The following is a 19,892-nucleotide window of genomic DNA, read 5'->3' on the forward strand; positions in this document are numbered from 1 at the left end:
TCAAGGAGTGCCCGTGTCACCCGTTGAGGTAGCAGGCTTCATCACCGGCGCACTGTGCGTGTGGCTCGTCGCCCGGCAAAACCCCTGGAACTGGCCCATCGGCATCGCCAACAACATCGCGTTCCTCGTGCTGTTCTGGGGCAGCGGCCTGTACGCGGACTCCGGGCTGCAGCTCGTCTACATCGTGCTGGCGCTCTACGGCTGGTGGGCGTGGCTGCGCGGCGGCGAGCAGCACACGACGCTGCACGTCAGCCGCACGACCACACAGCAGTGGATCTGGCTCGCGGTCGCCGGCGTGCTCGGCACCGCGCTGCTGCACTGGGTCCTCATCACCTTCACCGAGTCGACCGTGCCCTTCTGGGACGCCATCACGACGGTGTTGTCGCTGCTCGCGACCTGGGGACAGGCGCGCAAGAAGGTCGAGTGCTGGTGGCTGTGGATCGCCGCGGACGTGATCTACGTGCCGCTCTACGCCTACAAGGAGCTGTATCTGACGGCAGTGTTGTACGTGGGGTTCATGGTGCTGTGCGTGATCGGACTGCGGTCGTGGAGGCGGGACGTGGTGCGCGTATGAAGGAGTTCGAACACGCCCTCGTGCTCGGCAAGTTCTACCCACCACACAACGGCCATCACCACCTGATCGAGACGGCGACAGCGCGCAGCGAACGCACGACCGTCACCGTGCTGGCGGCCTCGACGGAGCACATCCCGCTCGAACACCGCGTGCAGTGGCTGCGAGAGACGCACACCGCACCTGGCATCCGGATCATCGGCGACCTCGACGACCACCCGATGGACTTCGACTCCGACGAGATCTGGAGCCTGCACGTCGAACTGACCAAGGCCGTGCTGGCCCGGCGGGCGATCGCGGACGGCGAACCGGGCAAAGCGCCCGTCGACGTCGTGTTCTCCAGCGAGAAGTACGGCGACGAGCTCGCGCGACGACTGGGCGCGCAGCACGTACTCGTCGACCTGGACCGCGTCACGCACGCCGTCTCCGGCACGGCCGTCCGCACCGACCCGATGGCGAACTGGCACCATCTCGCACCCGCGACCCAACGCGGGCTGGGGTGGAAGGTCGTGGTCGTCGGCGCGGAGAGCACCGGCACGACGACACTGTCCAAACAGCTCGCGGACCACTTCGGAGCGCCGTGGATTCCCGAGTACGGCCGCGAACACACCGAGCTCAAGCTCCAGTCAGCACGAGCGTTCAACCCGAACGCCACGGTGGACAGTCTGGTGTGGACGCTGGGCGACTTCGAAGACGTTGCCCACGAACAGGAACGCCGCATCAAGGCCGAAACCGCTCCCCTGGTCGTCGCGGACAACGACGCCTTTGCGGCCACGGTCTGGGGAGAGCGCTACCTCGGTTTCCGCCCGAACGTCTTCACCGGCACGCCACCGGACCTCTACCTGCTGACCGACCACGTCGGCGTTCCGTTCGAACAGGACGGCTGGCGTGACGGCGAACACCTGCGGGAGTGGATGACCGGCCTGTTCGAACGCGAGCTCGCGCGGCGCGGCGTCCCGTGGCTCAAAGTGACCGAGGACAGGTTCGCCACGGCCGTAACAGCCGTCGAACACCTCATGAGGCAGGATGTCACGCGTGGGTCACGGTCACGGGCATAGCCACGCGCTGGAAGCAGAACCGGCGTCGCAACGCGTGCGCACGTTGCTGATGTGGCTGCTGGTGCCGTTGGCACTGGCCACGCTCGTCGGCGCGGCGCTGCTCTACCCGTTCGGGCACGAGCAGAAGACCGGCGCGGCCATCGGGCTGCACCAGAAGCCGGTCAGCGCGGTCGTCACCGGCGTGGCGGAGAACTGCGGCGAGAAGTGCCTCGCGGTCACCGTGCGGATGACCGACGGCGACGCGAACGGCCAGAACATCACCATCCCGAGCCCGCACGGGCCGGGAGCGCCGCACTTCAACATCGGCGACGAGGTGGTGCTGTCCTATTCGGGCAGTCAGCCGCAGGCCGCCGAGTCGTACCAGATCGTCGACTTCCAGCGCGGCTGGTCGCTCTTCGTGCTGGCGTTGCTCTTCGCCGCGGCCGTGCTCCTGCTCGGACGATGGCAGGGCCTCGCCGCGCTGGGTGCGTTGCTGCTGAGCTTCGTGGTGCTCGTGCTGTTCGTGATGCCGTCGATCCTGGCCGGCCAGAACCCGCTGATGGTGGCGGTCGTCGGCGCCGGGCTGATCATGTTCGTGGTGCTCTACCTGACCCACGGCGTGTCCGCGAGAACGTCGACCGCCGTGCTCGGCACGTTGGTGAGCCTCGCGCTGATCGGCGTGCTGGGCGCGTTGTTCTCGGCGGCTTCCTCGCTGACCGGGCTCGACGAGGACACGATCAACCTCGTCACCGTGCTCGGCACCGACATCGACACGCGCGGGCTGCTGCTGGCCGGCACGCTGATCGGTGCGCTGGGTGTGCTCGACGACGTCACGGTCACGCAGACCAGCGCGGTGTGGGAACTGCGGCGCGCCAACGACAAGCTGACGTGGCGCGAACTGTTCGCGGCTGGCTCGCGGATCGGGCGCGACCACATGTCGTCCGTGGTCAACACGCTCGTCATGGCGTACGCGGGCGCGGCGCTGCCGTTGCTGCTGGCGATCTCGCTGGCGGGCCGGTCGATGGGCGAGATCCTGACGGCGCAGCAGATCGCGCAGGAGATCGTCCGCACGCTGGTCGGCAGCATCGGACTGGTGGCCGCCGTGCCGGTGACGACGGCGCTGGCCGCACTCGTGGCCGTGCGCCAGGAGGTCGCCCCCGCTGCTTCGGAACCCGAGCCCGAACCGGAGCCCGAGCCCAAGGCCGTGAAGCGTCCGAAGCCCGAGAAGCCGCGGCCCGCGCGGATCGAGGGCGACCTCTTCACCGGCTACGACCCCGACAAGGGGCCGTGGGAGCGACCTACTTCGCGAGTAGGACGAAGAGCAGCGCCAGAGCGCCCGGCACCACCTGCACGAAGAAGATCTTCCGGCTCGCCGTGAACGTGCCGTAGATGCCGGCGACGATCACGAACACCGTGAAGAGCACGCTGGCGCCGAAGTCCTGACGGATCAGCGCGTAGATCAGGCCGGCGGCGAGGAACCCGTTGTAGAGGCCCTGGTTTCCGGCCAGCGTCTTGGTCTCCTGCGCGAACTCGGGCGTGAGGTTGAACGCCTTCTGGCCGGCCGGCGTCGTCCAGAGGAACATCTCCAGCACGACGATGTAGATGTGGATCAACGCCACCAAGGCGATCAGGATGTTCGCGATAACCTGCAACTTAGGTCCTCCTCAGGGGTGGCACGTCCGGTGAGACAATAGAGCAGTGGGAAGACAGCGGCCCGACACCGAGGCGATCACCGAGTCGATCGACTCAGGCACGGCCGAACTGATGCCCGATCTGGGCGGCCGGAACTCGTGGACGTTGCGCGTCAACGGAACCCCACAGTCGCATGTGGACCTGGACGACCCGACCTATCTGGAGTTCGAGTACGTCCGCCGCCTCGGCCACCTGATCGACCTGGTCGCGCCGTCCCGCGTGCTGCACCTCGGTGGTGGCGCTCTCACGCTCGCCCGCTACGTCTCCGCCACCGTGCCGCGCGCGTCTCAACAGGTGGCCGAGATCGACGCCGGCCTGATCGCCTTCGTGCGCCGCGAACTGCCGCCGCCGCGCGGCGTGCGGATCACCACCGGCGACGCGCGGGCGGTGCTCGTGAAAGCGCGGCCGGCGTCGTTCGACCTGATCGTCACCGACTGCTTCGCGGGCGCCCGCACACCCGCACACCTGACCTCGGTCGAGTTCGTGCGCCAGGCGTCGGCGGCCCTCGTCGAGGACGGCGTCTACGCGGCGAACATCGGCGACGGCAACGGGCTCCAGTTCGCCCGCTCCCAGTGCGCGACGGTGCGGGCGGTGTTCGAACACGTCTGCGTGCTGGCCGAGCCCGGCGTGTTCCGCGGCCGCCGGTTCGGCAACTTCGTGATCTTCGCGTCGCACACCGGGTTGCCGATGCAGCAGCTGATGCGGGCCACCGCGGGCGACCCGTTCCCCGGCCGCGTCGAGCACGGCACGGGGCTGACGAAGTTCATCGGCGGCGCGCCGGTGACCACGGACGAGACGGCCGTGCTCTCCCCCGCGCCGCCCTCTGGTCTCTGGGGTACCTGACCTTCTCGACGACCACCGGAACCAGGCCCAGCGCGAAACCCGCCAGCAGGCCCGAGAGGAAGAGCCAGCGCTGCCCGGCGGCCTCAGCGTTGATGTTGACGTAGTTCCCCGTCACCCGGACAGGGCCGGAAGCAGTCCACCAGGTCGCATCGTCGGTCACGTCGCTGCGGCCGCCTTCGGCCGGCGCCGGGTACAGCAGGTCGGTCTTCCACTCGGCACGTTCGACGTCCAGCACGACCGTGGTCGCCAACTCGTCCGGCGGTTCGGGTCGATGACAGTCCATCGCCGGAAACCTCGGGCCCCTCTCGACGAGGTACCGCATGAACGCATCGAGGGCGCCGCACTTGACGAAGCCGTGAAACGAAGGGGTTCGCAACACCACCCGCGCGTTGTCACGCACCGCAAACGGCCACAACGGCCGGAGGAGAAGCTCGAACTGCAAGCGGTACAGCGAGGTTTCGCCGTTCTCGTGCACGTGCGCAGGGGGTGGAGTCACGTGCAGAACGACGTAGTCGGTGTCGGACGGCGGCTGGCGATCGGGCGACCCACCCGCCAGCTCCCAGAGGCTGTAGGGGCCGTCGACGATCACCGGAGGAGTGTCCCCTCCAAAGCTGAACGCCCGTATCCCGTCGAGCCGGGGCACCCGCGCACCGCTCGCCAGCTGCAGAATCAGGTCGAACGGGCGGGGCTCGTACTGCGGGATGTCGACGGACAACTGGATCAACCCGGGATCGAGTTTCAGCATCGAATCCGGTTCGCTAGCGGCGAGCCTCACGGGATTGTCGTGACGTGCGTCCACTTTCCCCAGCAACACGCGCTGCCGGACGACGACTCCGGGCGGCGCGAGGATGACCATCGCATCACCGGCGCTGTTGGCGTCGGTCGCGCCCGTCCAGGTCGGCAACTGCGGACTGCCCGGTACCCCGTCGAGATAGAACCGATAGGCCGTCCCGAGCGCACCGATCAACAGGACGACCAGCAGCAGTGCGGTCGGACGCGGCAGCCGCGGCCTGCGCCTGAGTGCCCGAGGCGGTCTGAGACGCAGCCTGGCGCCGCTGCGAAAGGACACGCCGCGGACATTACTCAGTCCAGCGAGGTCACGAACTTCGACACGGCGTCCGGATGGAGCTTCTGCGCCATCCGCCCGGCAGGCGCCAGCGACCCCAGCCGGTACAGCGGCCGTTCGGCGGCGGCGAGCCCGCGTGCCTCGGCCCGCAGCTGGGCCACCAGGAGCTCCGAGAACACCAGCCCCGGCGTGTCACCACGGGCCGCCAGCGCGTCCGCCAGCCGGCGCAGCTGGTAGATGCCCAGCTCACGGCCACCGGTGCCCGCGTACATCGACAGCGCGATGTTGATCGCCTTCTTGTCGCCGCGCACGAAGAGCCCGACGGTCCGGGCGCCGCGCAGGTCCGTGACCAGCAGGTCCAGCGCGTCGGCGGTGGCCAGTTCGACGGTGCGCGTCCCGAATGCGCGCACGTTGACCCGCGTGCCCTCGAGCCACACCGTGCGGCGGGCCTCGGACAGCGCCAGCAGCACCACCGGCAGGGCGACGATCAGCGCGGCGATGACGCCCGGCCACCGTCCGCCGATCAGGCCCACGATCGCGCCGAACGCGAGGGCGACCATCAGGCCGCCGATCGCCACCATGCGCGCACGTTTGCGGACCGTCGTCTTGTCCAGCAGGTCGAGGGACAGCTTGTCGCCGGTGCTCTTTTCTTCAGGGCTCACAGCGCCTTCCGCACCGCCTCGACCACGTCGGTCAGCGCCACGGACACCTGCTCGCCCGTGGCCAACGTCTTGATGCCGATGTTGCCGGCCTCCAGGTCGCGCTCACCCAGCACGAGCGCCAGGCGCGCACCGGACTTGTCCGCGGCCTTGAAGCCCGCCTTCATCGACTTGCCGCCGTACACCAGGTCCGTGCGCACACCGGCCGCCCGCAGCTCACCGGCGATCGCGACGAGCCTGGCCCGTGCGGCCTCGCCCAGCGGCACGCCGATCACGTCGACGCGGCTGAGCTCGGGCAGCACGCCCTCGGCCTGAGCGGCCAGCAGCGCACGGTCGACGCCGAGACCGAACCCGACACCGGACAGCTCCTGGCCGCCGAGCTGCGCCATCAGGCCGTCGTACCGGCCGCCGCCGCCGATGCCCGACTGCGCGCCCAGGCCGTCGTGCACGAACTCGAACGTCGTCTTCGTGTAGTAGTCGAGGCCGCGGACCATGCGCGGATTCTCGACGAACTTCACGCCCAGCTCGGTCAAGTACCCCTTGACGAGCTCGTAGTGCTCACGGCACGCGTCACACAGGTGGTCGACCATCAACGGCGCGTCGGCGACCATCGCGCGCACCTCTGGCCGCTTGTCGTCGAGCACGCGCAACGGGTTCAGCTCGGCGCGCTGCCGGGTCGCCTCGTCCAGCGGCAAACCGCTCAGGAACTCCTGCAGCAACGTCCGATAGGCCGGACGGCACGAAGCGTCGCCCAGCGAGGTGATCTCCAGCCGGTAGCCGGTGAGACCGAGAGCGCGGAACCCGGCGTCACCGACGGCGATGACCTCGGCGTCGAGCGCGGGGTCGTCCACGCCGATCGCCTCGATGCCGACCTGGTGGAACTGCCGGTAGCGGCCTGCTTGCGGGGCCTCGGCGCGGAAGAACTGGCCCGCGTAGTAGAGCTTCACCGGCAGCGCGCCGCGGTCGAGGCTGTGCTCGATCACCGCCCGCATGACGCCGGCCGTGCCCTCTGGGCGCAGCGTGATGGAGCGGTCGCCGCGGTCGAGGAAGGTGTACATCTCCTTCGACACGACGTCGGTCGACTCGCCGACACCGCGCGCGAACAGCGCCGTGTCCTCGAAGACCGGCAGCTCGACGTAGCCGTAGCCCGCGAGCTCGGCGGCACGGATCAAAGTCGACCGAACGTGCACAAAAGCGGCAGACGTCGGCGGGATGTAGTCAGGAACGCCTTTGGGTGCGGAAAACACGTCTCTCAAAGTCCTCGGTGCGGGGCGGCCGGAGCATCCTGCAGCTGGAGCAGGTACGGGTTCGTCGCACGCTCGCGGCCAATGGTCGTCGTCGGGCCGTGGCCGGGCAGCACCACCGTGTCGTCGGGCAAGGTCAGCACCTTGTCCTGCAGAGACGACAACATGCGCGAGTGGTCACCGCCAGGCAGGTCGGTGCGTCCGATCGAACCGGCGAAGAGCGTGTCACCCGAGATCACCAGGCGACCGCCTTCCTGCGCGCCGGAGCGGAACATCACCGACCCGCCGGTATGGCCCGGCGTGTGGTCGACGGTGATCTGCAACCCGGCGAGGTCGAGGTCCACCCCGTCCGTCAGCTCCCGCACTTCGGAGGGCTCGCGCATCTCCAGGTTGCCGCCGAAGAACGCCGCCGACTCGCGGCTGATGCCCTTCAACGGGTCGGCGAGCATCTCGACGTCGTCCGGGTGGATGTAGGCGGGGATGTCGTTGCCGTCACAGACCGGCGTGACCGAGAACGTGTGGTCGAAGTGCCCGTGCGTGAGCAGCACGGCGACCGGCGCGAGCCGGTGCTTGCGCAGGGCCTGCTCGATCGGCTCGACCGCGTCCTGACCGGGATCGATGATCACGCAGGGCTCGCCTTCACCGGCCGCCAGGACGAAGCAGTTCGCCTGGAGCGCACCGGTGGGGAACCCGATCACGAGCACTGAAATGACCTCCTCGTAGACCATCAGCCTAACCACTACACAACAGTCATATGCGCAGGCCCTAGACTCCCGAGCCGTCCGCCCTATTCGCATGAGTCCCTGGGGAGGGAGCACGTGCCCACCAACGAGCAGCGACGCGCGGCAGCCAAGCGCAAGCTTGAGCGTCAGATGGTCTACCGCCACGAGCGGGCCAAGAAGCGTCGCATCATCGCCGTCGTCTCGACGGTCGTCGTTGTTGCGCTCGTCGGAGGTGGTGTGTGGTTCCTCGCGACTCACGACTTCGGCAACGGTGACGCGTCCGCGTCGGAGACACCGCAGAACGAGTCGGTGGACAAGGCGGACAAGATCCCCACGGCGATGCACCAGATTCCGAAGCGCCCCGCCGCGCTGCCGGAAAAGGTGAACTGTGAATACACGAAGGGCCAGGAGCCGGCGGCCAAGGAGAACACGCCGCCCGCGAACGGCGAGCAGCCCGCCACCGGCACCGTCGGCGTCACGCTCGGCACCTCGATCGGCGACCTGAAGTTCAACCTCGACCGGTCGCTGGCCCCCTGCACGGTCAACAACTTCCTGTCGCTGGCCAAGCAGAAGTACTTCGACAACACGACGTGCCACCGCCTCGTGGTGACCGGCATCCAGGTCCTGCAGTGCGGCGACCCCGGCGGCAACGGCATGGGCGGCCCCGGCTACTCGTTCAAGGACGAGGTCTACCCGGAGCTCACCTACGGCCGCGGCGTGCTCGCCATGGCCAACTCGGGCCCGGACACCAACGGCTCGCAGTTCTTCATCGTCTACGGCGACGGCGCGAACCTGCAGGCGAAGTACACGATCTTCGGCACGGTCGAAGAGGACTCGCTGAAGAAGATCGACGAGGTCGCGAAGACCGGCACGATCTCGCAGACGCCCGGTCAGGGTGACGGCAAGCCCAAGACGCCGGTCGACATCAAGTCGGCTGCGGTCGCGAACTAAGACCCACAGCGAAACGGCCCCGGAGCGCTCGCTCCGGGGCCGTTCTGCTTTCAGCTGTTACGAAGCCGAGGTCACGCGGTAGACGTCGTAGACGCCCTCCACGCTCCGCACCGCCTTCAGGACGTGCCCCAGGTGCTTCGGGTCGCCCATCTCGAACGAGAAGCGGCTGACCGCCACCCGGTCACGCGACGTCGTCACCGACGCCGACAGGATGTTCACGCGCTCGTCGGCCAGCACCTTCGTGACGTCCGAGAGCAGCCGGTGCCGGTCCAGCGCCTCGACCTGGATGGCCACGAGGAACACCGAGGAGGCCGACGGGGCCCACTCGACGTCCAGCAGCCGCTCCGGCGACTTCAGGAGTTCGTCCGCGTTCGTGCAGTCGGTGCGGTGCACGGAGACGCCGCCGCCGCGCGTCACGAAGCCCAGGATGTCGTCGCCCGGCACCGGGGTGCAGCAGCGGGCGAGCTTCACCCAGACGTCGCCCGCTTCCTTCACGATCACGCCCGCGTCGCCGGTGGGGCGGCGCCTCGTGACCGTGGACGGGGTGGCGCGGTCGGCCAGTTCCTCCTCGGCGTGTTCGACACCGCCGAGCTGCGCAACGAGGCGTTGCACGACGTGGCGGGCCGAGGTGTGGCCCTCGCCCACCGCCGCGTACAGCGCGCTCATGTCCGGGTAGTGCAGTTCCTTGGCCAGGGCCTGCATCGAGTCGACCGAGACGAGACGCTGGATCGGCAGTCCGACGCGGCGGACCTCCTTGGTGATCGCGTCCTTGCCCTGCTCGATCGCCTCTTCCTTGCGCTCCTTGGCGAACCACTGCTTGATCTTCGCCTTGGCGCGCGGGGACGCGACGAACGACAGCCAGTCGCGGGACGGGCCCGCTCCCTCCGCCTTGGAGGTGAAGATCTCGACGACCTCGCCGTTCTCGAGCTTGCGTTCGAGTGCGACGAGCCGGCCGTTCACGCGGGCACCGATGCAGCGGTGGCCCACCTCGGTGTGCACGGCGTAGGCGAAGTCGACCGGCGTGGAGCCCGTCGGCAACGTCTCGACGTCACCCTTCGGCGTGAACACGAAGATCTCGCGTGCGGCGAGGTCCCAGCGCAGGCCCTCGAGGAACTCACCGGGGTCCGCGGCTTCCCGCTGCCAGTCGAGGAGCTGGCGCATCCACGCCATCTCGTCGATCTCGACGGACTTGCCGTTGTGCGTGCCCTTGGTTTCCTTGTAGCGCCAGTGCGCCGCGATGCCGTACTCGGCCCGTTGGTGCATCTCGTGCGTGCGGATCTGCACCTCGAGAGGCTTGCCGTCCGGACCGATGACGGTCGTGTGCAGCGACTGGTACACGCCGAACCGCGGCTGCGCGATGTAGTCCTTGAACCGGCCGGGCATCGGCTGCCAGGCCGCGTGGACCACGCCCATCGCCGCGTAGCAGTCGCGCACCTCGTCGACCAGGATCCGCACACCCACCAGGTCGTGGATGTCGTCGAAGTCCCGGCCGCGGACGATCATCTTCTGGTTGATCGAGTAGTAGTGCTTCGGCCTGCCCTCGACCTTCGCGACGATCCGCGCGGCCTCCAGCTGACCGTTCAGCTCGTCGACGACGGTCCGCAGGTACGTGTCGCGACTCGGCGCGCGCTTGGCGACCAGCCGCACGATCTCGTCGTACTTCTTGGGCTGCAGGATCGCGAACGCGAGGTCCTCCAGCTCCCACTTCACGGTCGCCATGCCCAGGCGGTGGGCCAGCGGTGCGAGCACTTCGAGCGTCTCGCGGGCCTTGCGGGCCTGCTTCTCCGGCGGCAGGAACCGCATCGTGCGCATGTTGTGCAGCCGGTCGGCGAGCTTGATGACCAGGACCCGCGGGTCCTTCGCCATCGCGATGACCATCTTGCGGATGGTCTCCGCCTCGGCCGCTGCCCCCAGCTTGACCTTGTCGAGCTTCGTGACGCCGTCGACGAGGCGAGCGACTTCCTCGCCGAAGTCGTCCTTCAGCTGCCCCAGTGAGTAGTCGGTGTCTTCCACGGTGTCGTGCAGCAGCGCGGCCACCAGCGTCGTGGTGTCCATGCCCAGCTCGGCGAGGATCGTCGCCACGGCGAGCGGGTGCGTGATGTACGGGTCGCCGGACTTGCGGCGCTGCGGGCGGTGCTTCTCCTCGGCAACGTCGTATGCGTGCTGCAGAAGCGCCAGATCGGCCTTGGGATGGAGGTCGTAGTGCGCGGCGGCGAGAGGTTCGAGGACCTGCTTCACCGGGGCCGCACGTTGGGCGGTGATGCGCCGCGCAAGGCGGGCGCGCACACGCCGGGTAGCCGACGGTTGAACAACCGTCGCAGCGGGTTCGGTGTCTTGACTCAACCCCACGCTCCTCGGGTCTCGCGAGTACCGAGGATAACGCGTTTACGCTGACGAAACTTCCGATGGCGCGCTGAGCGGCGCAGCTCACACGGTGAACGCCACCTGAACTTCCGCTGGGCCGATCAGGCGACGCTCGCCACGAACGCCCGCCACGCCTGAATCGTGAAGACCAGGGCGTCACTGCGAGTGGCCTTCGAGTCACGCACGAGAGCGTCCTGGGCGAGCGACACCTCCACGCACGCGGTGTCACCCTGGCCACCGCTGTAGCTGCTCTTACGCCAGGCCCGCCCGTGGCTCATGGAAGTCCTCTCGCAGTCCACTGACGTAGCTCGCCAGCAAGCTCCGAGATTCTCCCTCATCCAAGGCACGCGTCTCCAGCCACTTGAAGAACTCCCGGCTGCCCGCGATGGCCTTGCCGTCGTGCGCGAACACCTGCGCCAGGTCGGTCTCGCTGTACGCGACGGGTATCTGCCTCTCGAATGAGAACAACATGCGTGCCGAACGCGCGACTAGGGCGCCGGAAGTCGACAACGGCACGATGCGCAGGATGTGCGAGTTGAAGAGCAGGCGGAGGTACTGCTCCTCCATGACCGCGCTATCACCCACACGCAGCTGCAGCGCGCGCTCGTGCACGTAGAAGAGGCACTCGGGACGGCTCCCCTCGGGGCGCCTCAGGATCGCCTGCCGCTCCATACGCATCCGAACGTACTTCTCGATGTCCGCTGGAGTCGCGTTGCTCGACTCCGTGAACAATGCGCGGGCGTACTGCGAGGTCTGTATCAGGCCGGGGATCGTGTTGACGTCGAAGCAAGTGATCTTCTGCGCCTGCGCCTCCGCCAGGGCGAGCGTGCGGAGGTTGTCCGGCACCACCGTCACGTACGCATCGAAGGCGTAGCGGTACCGGTCGCGGAAGCGTTCGAAGTAGACGCTGTCCCGCCCGCACGTCATCAGGTACTGCACGAGGTCGATCTCGCTCGCACGCGCCTTGCCCTTCTCGATGTTGGACACCTTGCTCGGGTCCCACCCGAGCTGTTCGGCGAACGCGAACCCGGTCAGGCCGGTGAACTTCTCGCGCAGCCGGCGCAGTTCGTCGCCCAGGTCCCGGCTGTAGGCGGTGGAGGTGATCGCAGTCATGCGTCCGACCGTAGGGATTGGCCCTGCTCCACGAACCAGCTCATTAGGGTGAAAACGGGTGTGGACACGGCGCGAGCTCACCGCCAGTCCGCGACCGACTCCAGCACCGCGGCGTGGACTCGGCGGCTGAGCCCGTTGAACAACTCGCGAGCCTCGGCGAGCTGCGGTGGGGACACGAGCACAGCGAGGTTGCCGTCGACGAGGTACGGAGCGATCTGGTCGATCTCTTCCAGACGGAAGAACGGGATGTACTCGTAGACCGTGTCGTAGGCCAGACACAGCGCGCCGAGCCGGTTTTTGTCGCCTGGATAAGGCATGCCGGTCGGACCGGGCACATATGTGCGGTACCACTCGTTCACGCCGTCTTGGAACGTGTCGAGCAACATCCGCAGTATCGTCGAAACGCCGAGCGCCGAGAAAACGAGCGGTGACCGCAACTGCGCGCGCACCGCGACCCGGGCGTCGACGGCGTTCACCAGATCGCTTTCCGTCGCGGCGAACATGGCGCGCAACGCCGCGTCGACCTGGTCCACGGCGTCGAGCGACGCCCGCGCATCCGTGAACTGGGTGAGCACGACAGGCGGTAGGCGCAACGTCGGCGCCTGTTGGTCTGTTGGCTGGGCACTCGCCTGCGAAGTGAGTTCCGCCATCTCCTGTTGGAGTTGGCTGAGCGCCCGATCCGACGACGAACGCAACGCGGTCAGCGTCTTCATCGCCTGTTCGAGCATCCGCTGCGTGTTTGCCTGCTGCCTGCCGAGCCTGGTGAACTGCTCTCGCATTTCGGACGACACGTCGTCACCCGAATCGGCCAGCAGACCAAGATGCTGTTCCAGCACGGCGGACAACGTCTCGTTGAACGTGTACTGGTCGTAGACAATCGGCTCGGCACTGAAAGCCGCATTCAGCTGCGGCATGAAGTCGGCATGCACGAGTCCCACCACGACGAGAATGACTCCCACCTGCGCGCCGGCCGCCAGCAGGAACGTCGCCCGATTGACCAGTGCGTCGCAGTCGGACCGGTCGAGCACCGATTCGCTGAGCACCAAGGCACAACCCGAGTGCGCCTCGGAGCCGAAGGGCACCCAGTAGTCCGCCCTCGAGTCCAACCCCGGGTTCAACCACACGTCACGTTCGTAGGTGAGCCCGAGCCCAGCGAGCACCTGGCGGATCTCGTTGCGCACGTGGTCGGCCGAGGCGGCGCCAGCGTGCTCCCGTGCGACCTCGCGCACCATCGCCTCGGTGACCTGGGCTCTCGCGGGATCATGCGGGTTCGCGTCCACAGCCCGCCGGTACAGGTGGCTGCAGAGCCTGATGATGCGCCGCGCGTTGCCATCGGTGAGCTTCACCAGGTACCGCACGGTGTCGACGGTGAACGGGTCCAGCACCTGGCCTCGGCCGAGGCGCTCCTGGCTCCGTTTGACGTACTCAATTGTGTTTTCGACGGTCAATGGTGACACCGCGATGATCCGGCCGATGCGTTGCCGGACCGCGCTCCCGAGTTCGTCGAGGTATTCAGGTAGTCCGGCGAGGACGAGCAGGGCCTGTGCTGCCGCGAACACCTCCATCATCCGCTGGAACATGTCGATGGCTCTCGAGGTTGGTTCCCTGTTGCCGGACACCACCTTGTTCATCTCGTCGATCGCCACCACGAACCGCCGCCCGCGATGGCCGTAGAGCAGAGCCAGCACCCCCATTGCCTCCAACGCCAGCTCCTCGGTGGCGATGGCGGTGTCGATCCCCCGGTCGACGAGCACCTGATCGGGTTGGTGCCCGGTGAGCCATTCCCAGGCGGCGTCGGCGAAGTCGTGCCGCAGCAGCAACGTCAGCGCGACGCCGAACGCCGCGTTGTTCGTCACCCGTTCCAACACCTGCCTGAGACTGTCCAGACACCGGCTCTCCGCCAGCTTCAGCCGGTGAACGACGTCGACTGGATCGAGCTGACCGGTACGCAGCAAGTCGGCGATGTCGGTGGTGAACGGTGAATCGCTCAGCTCGTCCGCGATCACATCGGCGTAGAACTCCCGCACGCGGTCGCTCACGTCCTCCTTCCGCAGCTCGTCCCCGATGAGCTGCCGGTACAGGTCGACGAAGGTGGTCGGCCGGGCCTCGAGCAGAACGACCCGCGGCCGATCCCCCTCCGATGTGTCACGAGCATGGCGCAACAAGGTCCCCACCAGGTGGCTCTTGCCCGTGCCGTACTCGCCCACGATTGCGATCACGTTGCCGACGGATCTGGTCGACGGGCGGAGAAACGCGTCCACCAAGCTGACCGCCTCGGCGACAGCGGGTGTCACGATCGTCACCGTGGCGTCGTCGAACTCCCGAGGGGTCGCGACAGCCATCGGCAAGAACGGGTTGTCGTCGACGGGGGCGGGTTCTGGACGCTCACTCATCGCTGTCTCCCCAACCGCCGGAAGTAGAAGCTCAAGAGATCCTCGAAAGTCACTTCACCCATCAGGCCGGTGCTCCTCGAACGCCACATCGCGCCGTTCTCAAGAAGTTCCTGGTACACCCCGTGAAGAAGATCGTGCAGCTCACCGATCGAAAGTTCCCGCTGCGCGGTTACCCGGCGTATCGTTTCTTCCGCCACAAAGGGGTAGCCCAGTGCGTCCGTTCGATCTCCCTTTCGGGCCTGTACGAACGCCCAGCCGTCGTTCTCGGTAAGAGTGCCCACATCCAGACGAATGGGCAACGACGGGTTGTGAACCTGCTGAATCACCGGCCAATGCGCGATTACCGCGTCGGACATGCGGCTTTCGGCGAGGAACACGAGATTCGGGTGCGCCCACCGGGCGTAGTTCTCCACTTCCTCGCGGATCTCCGTTCGAGGAAGCAGAATCACGAGCACCGCGTTCTTCGGCTTGAGCACGTATCTGCTCACGTAGTAGTACCCGATGTTGAGGTTGTGCTTGTCGAGCGCCCCGGTCATCTCGAGACGATGCTCTGGCGTCAGCAGCTCGCGGTCGCCGAGCTCGTAGATGAGCGACTGGAACACGTTCCTTTGCCGTTCCTCGACCGTTTCGCGCTCACGAGACATTTTGCCCATCGACACCACGTGGCAGTCATCGCCCAGGCAGCCCTGCACCCACGCAGCACAACGGTTGAGCAGGGACGTCTTGCCACAGCCGTCCCAGCCCAGCGCGACGACGAGCCTGCCGTCGTCGCGCAGCCTGGCCGCGTCACCGAGCATCCGCTTGAAGGTTTCGAAGGAGTTCTCGGTGTTGTCGACCGGCACGTAGTAGTCCTCGTGCTCGGGATGGGCGTACGGGCACAACGGGCCGAGCCCCGATCCTGCTGGAGGAACCTGGTACGGGTTCATGCGTTGGCCGCCTGCCTGAACTCGGCGTGGAGAAGCTCATCTGCGTGGGCCGGCCGTTGCAACGCCTGCACGACGACCTCGATCCGGCGATCCAGTGCCCGCGCGGCCTGCGTTACTTCGATGACCCGAGGCTGCCGCTCCCGTCTGTCGTTCTTGACACGCCATCCCTGTTCTGCGGACTCGGCGAAAGCGTCGAGCTCGGACCGCAGTTCGTCCGGCGCGGACCACTCGGGTCGCATCAGTTTGGTGACCGCCAACTGGGTGTTGAGCTGGTCTCGCTTGCGCCTCAACTCGATCGCCGAGGCCTGCCCCCTGAGCTGGGCGTCGCAGTAGTCGCGAACCTCGTCGGCGAACTCCCTGCTCGCCTTGCGCAGCGCGACCGCCTGTTCCTTGGCCCGGTTGCGGTCCTCGCGACGGTTCGTGGCCAGCCTGGTGATCAGCGCGCCGGCGAGCGTGGAGAGCAGGCCGACGACAGCCGTGATCAGCGTGGGGATCCAGGACGGAGCCGAGCCCGCCGCCGGTGGGCGCATCTGCGGTTCGGCGGCGGCAGCGCAAGCGCGCTCGAATTGCGCTCGGCGCGTCTTCCGCCATTCGTCGAATTCCAGCGTTTTACCATCGACGACGACTCGGTTTCCAATTGCTGTGGAATCCTCGATGCCCAGCGCGACAGCGGCGGCGACGGTTTCCGATCGATGAGACGAGCAGTACACAAGGGCGGCATCCGACACCACCGGCGCGGCGCCACAGCCTGCCAGCAACACGAGAACGAGGAGTGGCATCCGGCCGATCATGCGGCGTCCCCACGTTCCGTCTACTCCGCGCATGCCATCTGTGTCGTTTCCACATCGGTTCCCGTAACTGCGTTGGGCCGATCATGAAGGGATTCACCCCTGATTTCGACACCCCTGACCGAAATTGCGATCAGTTGCCCCTGAACGGACTAGGGCTCATCGGCCCCGTTGCCGCCCGGCACTGACGGGCTGAGAGGCTCTGCCGGGTGAGGACCCTCCTGTGGTGCGGCGCCCTGAGCGCGGTCTGGCTCGGCACGATGGCGTACCTGGCCCTCGACGACCCGAACTACATCGACCCGAGGTCGATCATCGGCTCGGCCGTCGGCTGGACCCTCGCGACTGCGGTGAGCTGGCTGCTGCTGCGCCGTGCGGACCGGCCACAGCTGTGGGAGATCGCCGTGGTGACGGCGCTCGCCTCACTGGTGACTTTGGTGTTCGTCTCAATCGGGGCCGCGTTCGTGGCGCCGCCACCACCAGCCTGACATGCTTGCTCACTCGCAGTGAGTGATCGACAGGTCTGGGGGGACCAATGCAGCCTTTGCCGTACGCTCCGCCACCGCCACCGCATCAGCCCGTCAAGAAGGGCACGCCGTTCCTGCACTGCCTCGCGGGTGCGTCTGTCTGGTACGTCGCGTTCGTCGTGGCGTTCGTGATCATCAGCATCAAGTTCGGGTTCACACTCGGGAACCTGGTGCCGGCGCTGCTCATCGGCGCCGCGATCTGGGGGGTGACGTCGACCGCGATGTGGCTGATCCTGCTGAAGGCGCGGATTCGGCCGTGGCTGCTGATCTTCGTCTCGATCCCGGTCTATCTGGTGGTGTGGATCGTCCTCAACGGGCTGCTGGGCGCGATCGCAGCCGTGTTCATGCACGTGCGAGGCTGACGAAGATGCACTCACACGTCCACGACCGGCCGTACTGGCACTGCCTCGCCTTCGCGGGCATCTGGTACGCCGGCATCGTCCTGCTGAACCTGGCGGACGGCAGCGCGCCCCGCACGCTGCTGCTGGGCGTGGTGCCGTGGCTGGGCGCCTCCATCGCGCTGTGGCGGGTCGCGCACGGCGGGATGAAGGCGTGGCGGCTGATCCTGCTGGGCCTGCCGATCTTCTACTTCCTGTGGGCGATCACCGTCGTGATCGCCCACAGGTTCTTCGTGCCGGTGACGAGCTGACCCACCACCAGGAAGTACACGCCTACGAGGAGGTGAGCGGGATCCACTCTGCTCGCAGGTCACCGCACTCGACCAGCATGGTCCCGCCCGTCATCTTCACCTCATGAGAACAACCACCGGGCACGGGAAGGATTTCATCAAGCTGAACGTCGCCAAGCCGTCGGCTTTCCGGCCAAACTTTCGAGTCTTCACCCAACAAGTCAGCCGCCAGGTCAAAACGGGTGACATTTTGGTAATGAACAACCAGGCGGGCATCGTGCTTGAACTCATTCGCATCGAACTCCGCGACCAGACCGACCGTCGCGTGACCTACCTCGCGAACGGTGATGGCGCCGATCCTGAGATCCTTGACACACCTGGATGAAGCGAAGTCATAGTGCGCACTGTCAGTGACGAATGCCTTGGCCCCATCCGGTAGTTGGGGCAGCAGTTCTGGCAACACTTGCAGGTACGGCTCTGGACTGAGCAGCACGGATTGGTCCTGGCCGAGCTCAACCTCGACAAATCGCATCAGCAATCACCACTCGACCCGATCATGGGACGCTTCCAGGCGTCGCCCTTGATGTTTTCTCCAGCCGAAATCTGACCCAGCTTGCGCATCTGGTCCACCGCGATGCCCTTCAGTCGGTTGAGAACCTGGTTCGGCACCTCAACCCCACTCGCCTTCAATCCGTGTTTGTTGAAGAACCCATTGCTTCCATAGACTCCGACTTCTACACCGCGGTGGTAAACGTGAATTTCAAACGATGCCTGCCCCTGGACGTTGAACTTGTCCATGCGTGCGGTGTAATCCCCGTAGAGGCGAATGCTGTCTTGAAGTCCGCCCCTGTTCTCATTGTGTACGAGAACTGGGCTGTCGCCGACCCGTACATAGTACGTGTGCAGGCCTTCGACGGTGAGGTTGTGCACTTGTTGCTGCTGGGTCCACTCGTGCACGTCGACGACTTCCAGCAGGCGGCCGTCGGGCGTGCGCAGCAGGTCGCTGCGGTCCAGATCCTCGGCGTCGGTCCAACTGCCGGTGCGGGCCTCCCAGAAGGGGTGTTCGTCGGTGGCGGTCACGATGCCGGTGGCGTTGCCGCGGTCGCCGTCGGTGTCGACGGTGATGCGGACCAGCTTCTTCAGTCCGTCGCCGGGGATCAGCGCGGTGACCGGACGGCCCTGGGTGAGGCTGCCGGTGGGATCCGTCGCCAGCACCCGGTCGCCGAGTTTGATCTGTTCGATCGGTTTGTACGTGCCGTCGGCCAGCAGGACGGGAGTGCCTGGCACGAAGCTGTTCCGCGTCGTGCACCCGGTCGCCGCTTCAGCCGTGTCCGGTGCCCGCCGGGAGGCGTTCGTGCCTGCTTCGGGCGTGCGGTCGCTCGACCGCTGCCTGGATTCTCTGCCATCGGACGTCCGCGAGGGCGGCGTGCCGGTGTCCCGCCGGGCCGCCCCAGACCTCGAGTGGTCATCCGCAGAGGTGCCCCTCCGGGATGTGTCAGCTGTGCGGCGGCTGGAATCACCGCGGCTGGTGCGGGGCGCAGTGGGCGGTTGCGTCACCAGAGGCGGGAGCACCCTGGTACCTCGCCCGTCGCGATCGTTCGGTCCGCGGGACGTTGTCCCCTGCGCGGTCGCATCTCCCTGGGAACCGCGGTCATTCGCCACATCCCCGGCATCCGGCGCGCGGCCGCCGGGACTGGTGGAGTTCTGTTGGGCAGGTGTCCCGACTGAGGGGCGCGGAACGTCAGTTGCCGGAGAACTTCCCGTCGCCGGTCCTCCGCTGCCGGGCCCGGTGTCAGGTCGCGGCGGACTGTCTGCACTGGGGCTCGGATCGGGTGCCCGCCCTCCGGACAACGCGTCGGCCCCTCTGGCTGCCCTGCTGACAATGCTCGCACCGCCACTGACGAGTGCGCTGCCGATGTCGACCGCTGCCCGTCCGATGACACGTTCCGGCTTGTCGCTGTTCCAGTCCTCCACATAAGGACGGACGGTTTCGCTCACCACTTTGCTGGGGTTTTGCACGGCGTCGGCGATCGCCTGACCGCGTTGCTTTTGACGTTCCTCGGCTGCGCGTCGCTCCTTTTCGTCCGAATGAAGCGGGCTGGTTCCATCCAACATACTGGCGTCGTGGGACGCTTGCGCGAGCTCCTTGATGGCAGAAGGAATCGCCGTCAGGATTTCCTGGCCAGCTTCTCGTGCCTCGTCGAGCACGTTGCCGACGAAGTGGTCCCTCGGGTCGACGGCTTGGCGTCGTGCCTGCTCAGCCTTACGCCGCTCCTCCGAACCCCGCCCCAACTCACGCAACTTCCGCCAGTCAACCGGCGCACCCGAACCACCCTTACCACCCACCAACGCCGGACCACGACCCGGCGCC

At 67.0% G+C, this 19,892-nt stretch carries 21 protein-coding genes; 8 read left to right on the plus strand and 13 right to left on the minus strand.

Annotation, left to right across the window (positions count from 1 at the left end; genetic code table 11):
- Positions 1 to 13 precede the first annotated feature (13 nt).
- From pnuC to DI276_RS11820, 3 genes are read left to right on the plus strand one after another with little or no spacing between them, the layout of a single operon-like run.
- Positions 14 to 574, plus strand: coding sequence for a nicotinamide riboside transporter PnuC (pnuC, locus tag DI276_RS11810; RefSeq protein ID WP_232836587.1), 561 nt, complete (start codon positions 14 to 16; stop codon positions 572 to 574).
- A complete protein-coding gene (locus tag DI276_RS11815; RefSeq protein ID WP_112263295.1) occupies positions 571 to 1,629 on the plus strand; it encodes an AAA family ATPase in 1,059 nt (352 codons plus the stop codon). Before pnuC ends, DI276_RS11815 begins: the two co-directional genes overlap by 4 nt.
- Positions 1,607 to 2,986 (plus strand): YibE/F family protein, encoded by a 1,380-nt coding sequence (locus DI276_RS11820; protein ID WP_232836588.1) that lies wholly within the window; start codon positions 1,607 to 1,609, stop codon positions 2,984 to 2,986. Before DI276_RS11815 ends, DI276_RS11820 begins: the two co-directional genes overlap by 23 nt.
- Here the strand turns inward: DI276_RS11820 and DI276_RS11825 are convergent.
- Positions 2,907 to 3,260 (minus strand): DUF1304 domain-containing protein, encoded by a 354-nt coding sequence (locus DI276_RS11825; RefSeq protein WP_112263297.1) that lies wholly within the window; start codon positions 3,258 to 3,260, stop codon positions 2,907 to 2,909. The two genes, DI276_RS11820 and DI276_RS11825, sit on opposite strands and share 80 nt — an antisense overlap.
- A 46-nt stretch (positions 3,261 to 3,306) precedes the next feature.
- On the opposite strand from DI276_RS11825, the gene DI276_RS11830 reads away from it, so the two are divergent.
- Positions 3,307 to 4,143: a spermidine synthase gene (locus DI276_RS11830; protein WP_198680573.1), complete on the plus strand. Its 837-nt coding sequence runs from the start codon at positions 3,307 to 3,309 to the stop codon at positions 4,141 to 4,143.
- Here the strand turns inward: DI276_RS11830 and DI276_RS11835 are convergent.
- The 4 genes from DI276_RS11835 to DI276_RS11850 are packed head-to-tail and all read right to left on the minus strand — an operon-like array spanning position 4,064 to position 7,816.
- Positions 4,064 to 5,212, minus strand: coding sequence for a hypothetical protein (locus DI276_RS11835; RefSeq protein WP_112263298.1), 1,149 nt, complete (start codon positions 5,210 to 5,212; stop codon positions 4,064 to 4,066). The genes DI276_RS11830 and DI276_RS11835 overlap by 80 nt on opposite strands.
- Positions 5,213 to 5,226: 14 nt before the next feature.
- Entirely contained in the window at positions 5,227 to 5,871 is a 645-nt protein-coding gene (locus DI276_RS11840; protein ID WP_112263299.1) for a hypothetical protein, read from the minus strand.
- A complete protein-coding gene (hisS, locus tag DI276_RS11845) occupies positions 5,868 to 7,115 on the minus strand; it encodes a histidine--tRNA ligase (protein WP_408610526.1) in 1,248 nt (415 codons plus the stop codon). The genes DI276_RS11840 and hisS overlap by 4 nt, the downstream gene beginning before the upstream one ends.
- Before the next feature lie 5 nt (positions 7,116 to 7,120).
- Complete coding sequence (locus DI276_RS11850; protein WP_112263377.1) at positions 7,121 to 7,816, minus strand: MBL fold metallo-hydrolase; 696 nt, start codon at positions 7,814 to 7,816, stop codon at positions 7,121 to 7,123.
- Between the two features lie 114 nt (positions 7,817 to 7,930).
- On the opposite strand from DI276_RS11850, the gene DI276_RS11855 reads away from it, so the two are divergent.
- Entirely contained in the window at positions 7,931 to 8,785 is an 855-nt protein-coding gene (locus DI276_RS11855) for a peptidylprolyl isomerase (RefSeq protein ID WP_112263301.1), read from the plus strand.
- A gap of 57 nt (positions 8,786 to 8,842) precedes the next feature.
- Here the strand turns inward: DI276_RS11855 and DI276_RS11860 are convergent, their stop codons facing one another.
- The 6 genes from DI276_RS11860 to DI276_RS11885 all read right to left on the minus strand — a co-directional run bounded on the left by DI276_RS11860 (position 8,843) and on the right by DI276_RS11885 (position 16,360).
- On the minus strand, positions 8,843 to 11,128 hold the full coding sequence (locus tag DI276_RS11860) for a RelA/SpoT family protein (protein ID WP_408610527.1): 2,286 nt from the start codon (positions 11,126 to 11,128) through the stop codon (positions 8,843 to 8,845).
- A 122-nt stretch (positions 11,129 to 11,250) separates the two neighbouring features.
- Positions 11,251 to 11,427 (minus strand): DUF397 domain-containing protein, encoded by a 177-nt coding sequence (locus DI276_RS11865; RefSeq protein WP_112263303.1) that lies wholly within the window; start codon positions 11,425 to 11,427, stop codon positions 11,251 to 11,253.
- Positions 11,402 to 12,262: a helix-turn-helix domain-containing protein gene (locus DI276_RS11870; RefSeq protein ID WP_112263304.1), complete on the minus strand. Its 861-nt coding sequence runs from the start codon at positions 12,260 to 12,262 to the stop codon at positions 11,402 to 11,404. The genes DI276_RS11865 and DI276_RS11870 overlap by 26 nt, the downstream gene beginning before the upstream one ends.
- A 77-nt stretch (positions 12,263 to 12,339) precedes the next feature.
- Positions 12,340 to 14,655 carry an ATP-binding protein gene (locus DI276_RS11875; RefSeq protein WP_112263305.1) on the minus strand — a complete coding sequence of 772 codons (2,316 nt, stop codon included), beginning with the start codon at positions 14,653 to 14,655 and terminating at the stop codon, positions 12,340 to 12,342.
- Positions 14,652 to 15,581, minus strand: coding sequence for a hypothetical protein (locus DI276_RS11880; RefSeq protein WP_157984659.1), 930 nt, complete (start codon positions 15,579 to 15,581; stop codon positions 14,652 to 14,654). The genes DI276_RS11875 and DI276_RS11880 overlap by 4 nt, the downstream gene beginning before the upstream one ends.
- Positions 15,578 to 16,360 carry a hypothetical protein gene (locus tag DI276_RS11885; RefSeq protein WP_157984660.1) on the minus strand — a complete coding sequence of 261 codons (783 nt, stop codon included), beginning with the start codon at positions 16,358 to 16,360 and terminating at the stop codon, positions 15,578 to 15,580. The genes DI276_RS11880 and DI276_RS11885 overlap by 4 nt, the downstream gene beginning before the upstream one ends.
- Before the next feature lie 218 nt (positions 16,361 to 16,578).
- Here DI276_RS11885 and DI276_RS11890 point away from each other — a divergent pair, with 218 nt between their 5' ends.
- Genes DI276_RS11890 through DI276_RS11900 form a run of 3 tightly spaced genes read left to right on the plus strand, consistent with a single transcriptional unit; the run spans position 16,579 to position 17,542 of the window.
- Positions 16,579 to 16,854: a hypothetical protein gene (locus DI276_RS11890; protein WP_112263308.1), complete on the plus strand. Its 276-nt coding sequence runs from the start codon at positions 16,579 to 16,581 to the stop codon at positions 16,852 to 16,854.
- Between the two features lie 47 nt (positions 16,855 to 16,901).
- Positions 16,902 to 17,255: a hypothetical protein gene (locus DI276_RS11895; RefSeq protein WP_112263309.1), complete on the plus strand. Its 354-nt coding sequence runs from the start codon at positions 16,902 to 16,904 to the stop codon at positions 17,253 to 17,255.
- Between the two features lie 5 nt (positions 17,256 to 17,260).
- Entirely contained in the window at positions 17,261 to 17,542 is a 282-nt protein-coding gene (locus DI276_RS11900; RefSeq protein WP_112263310.1) for a hypothetical protein, read from the plus strand.
- A gap of 22 nt (positions 17,543 to 17,564) precedes the next feature.
- On the opposite strand, the gene DI276_RS11905 is transcribed toward DI276_RS11900, so the two are convergent.
- Both DI276_RS11905 and DI276_RS51940 read right to left on the minus strand, forming a co-directional pair.
- Positions 17,565 to 18,053: a hypothetical protein gene (locus DI276_RS11905; RefSeq protein WP_112263311.1), complete on the minus strand. Its 489-nt coding sequence runs from the start codon at positions 18,051 to 18,053 to the stop codon at positions 17,565 to 17,567.
- Positions 18,053 to 19,892 (minus strand): Hint domain-containing protein (locus DI276_RS51940; protein WP_269814251.1); only part of this gene is annotated, 1,840 nt, incomplete at its 5' end. The genes DI276_RS11905 and DI276_RS51940, both read right to left, overlap by 1 nt.

Source organism: Lentzea terrae (assembly GCF_003265345.1).
Taxonomy (GTDB): domain Bacteria; phylum Actinomycetota; class Actinomycetes; order Mycobacteriales; family Pseudonocardiaceae; genus Lentzea; species Lentzea terrae.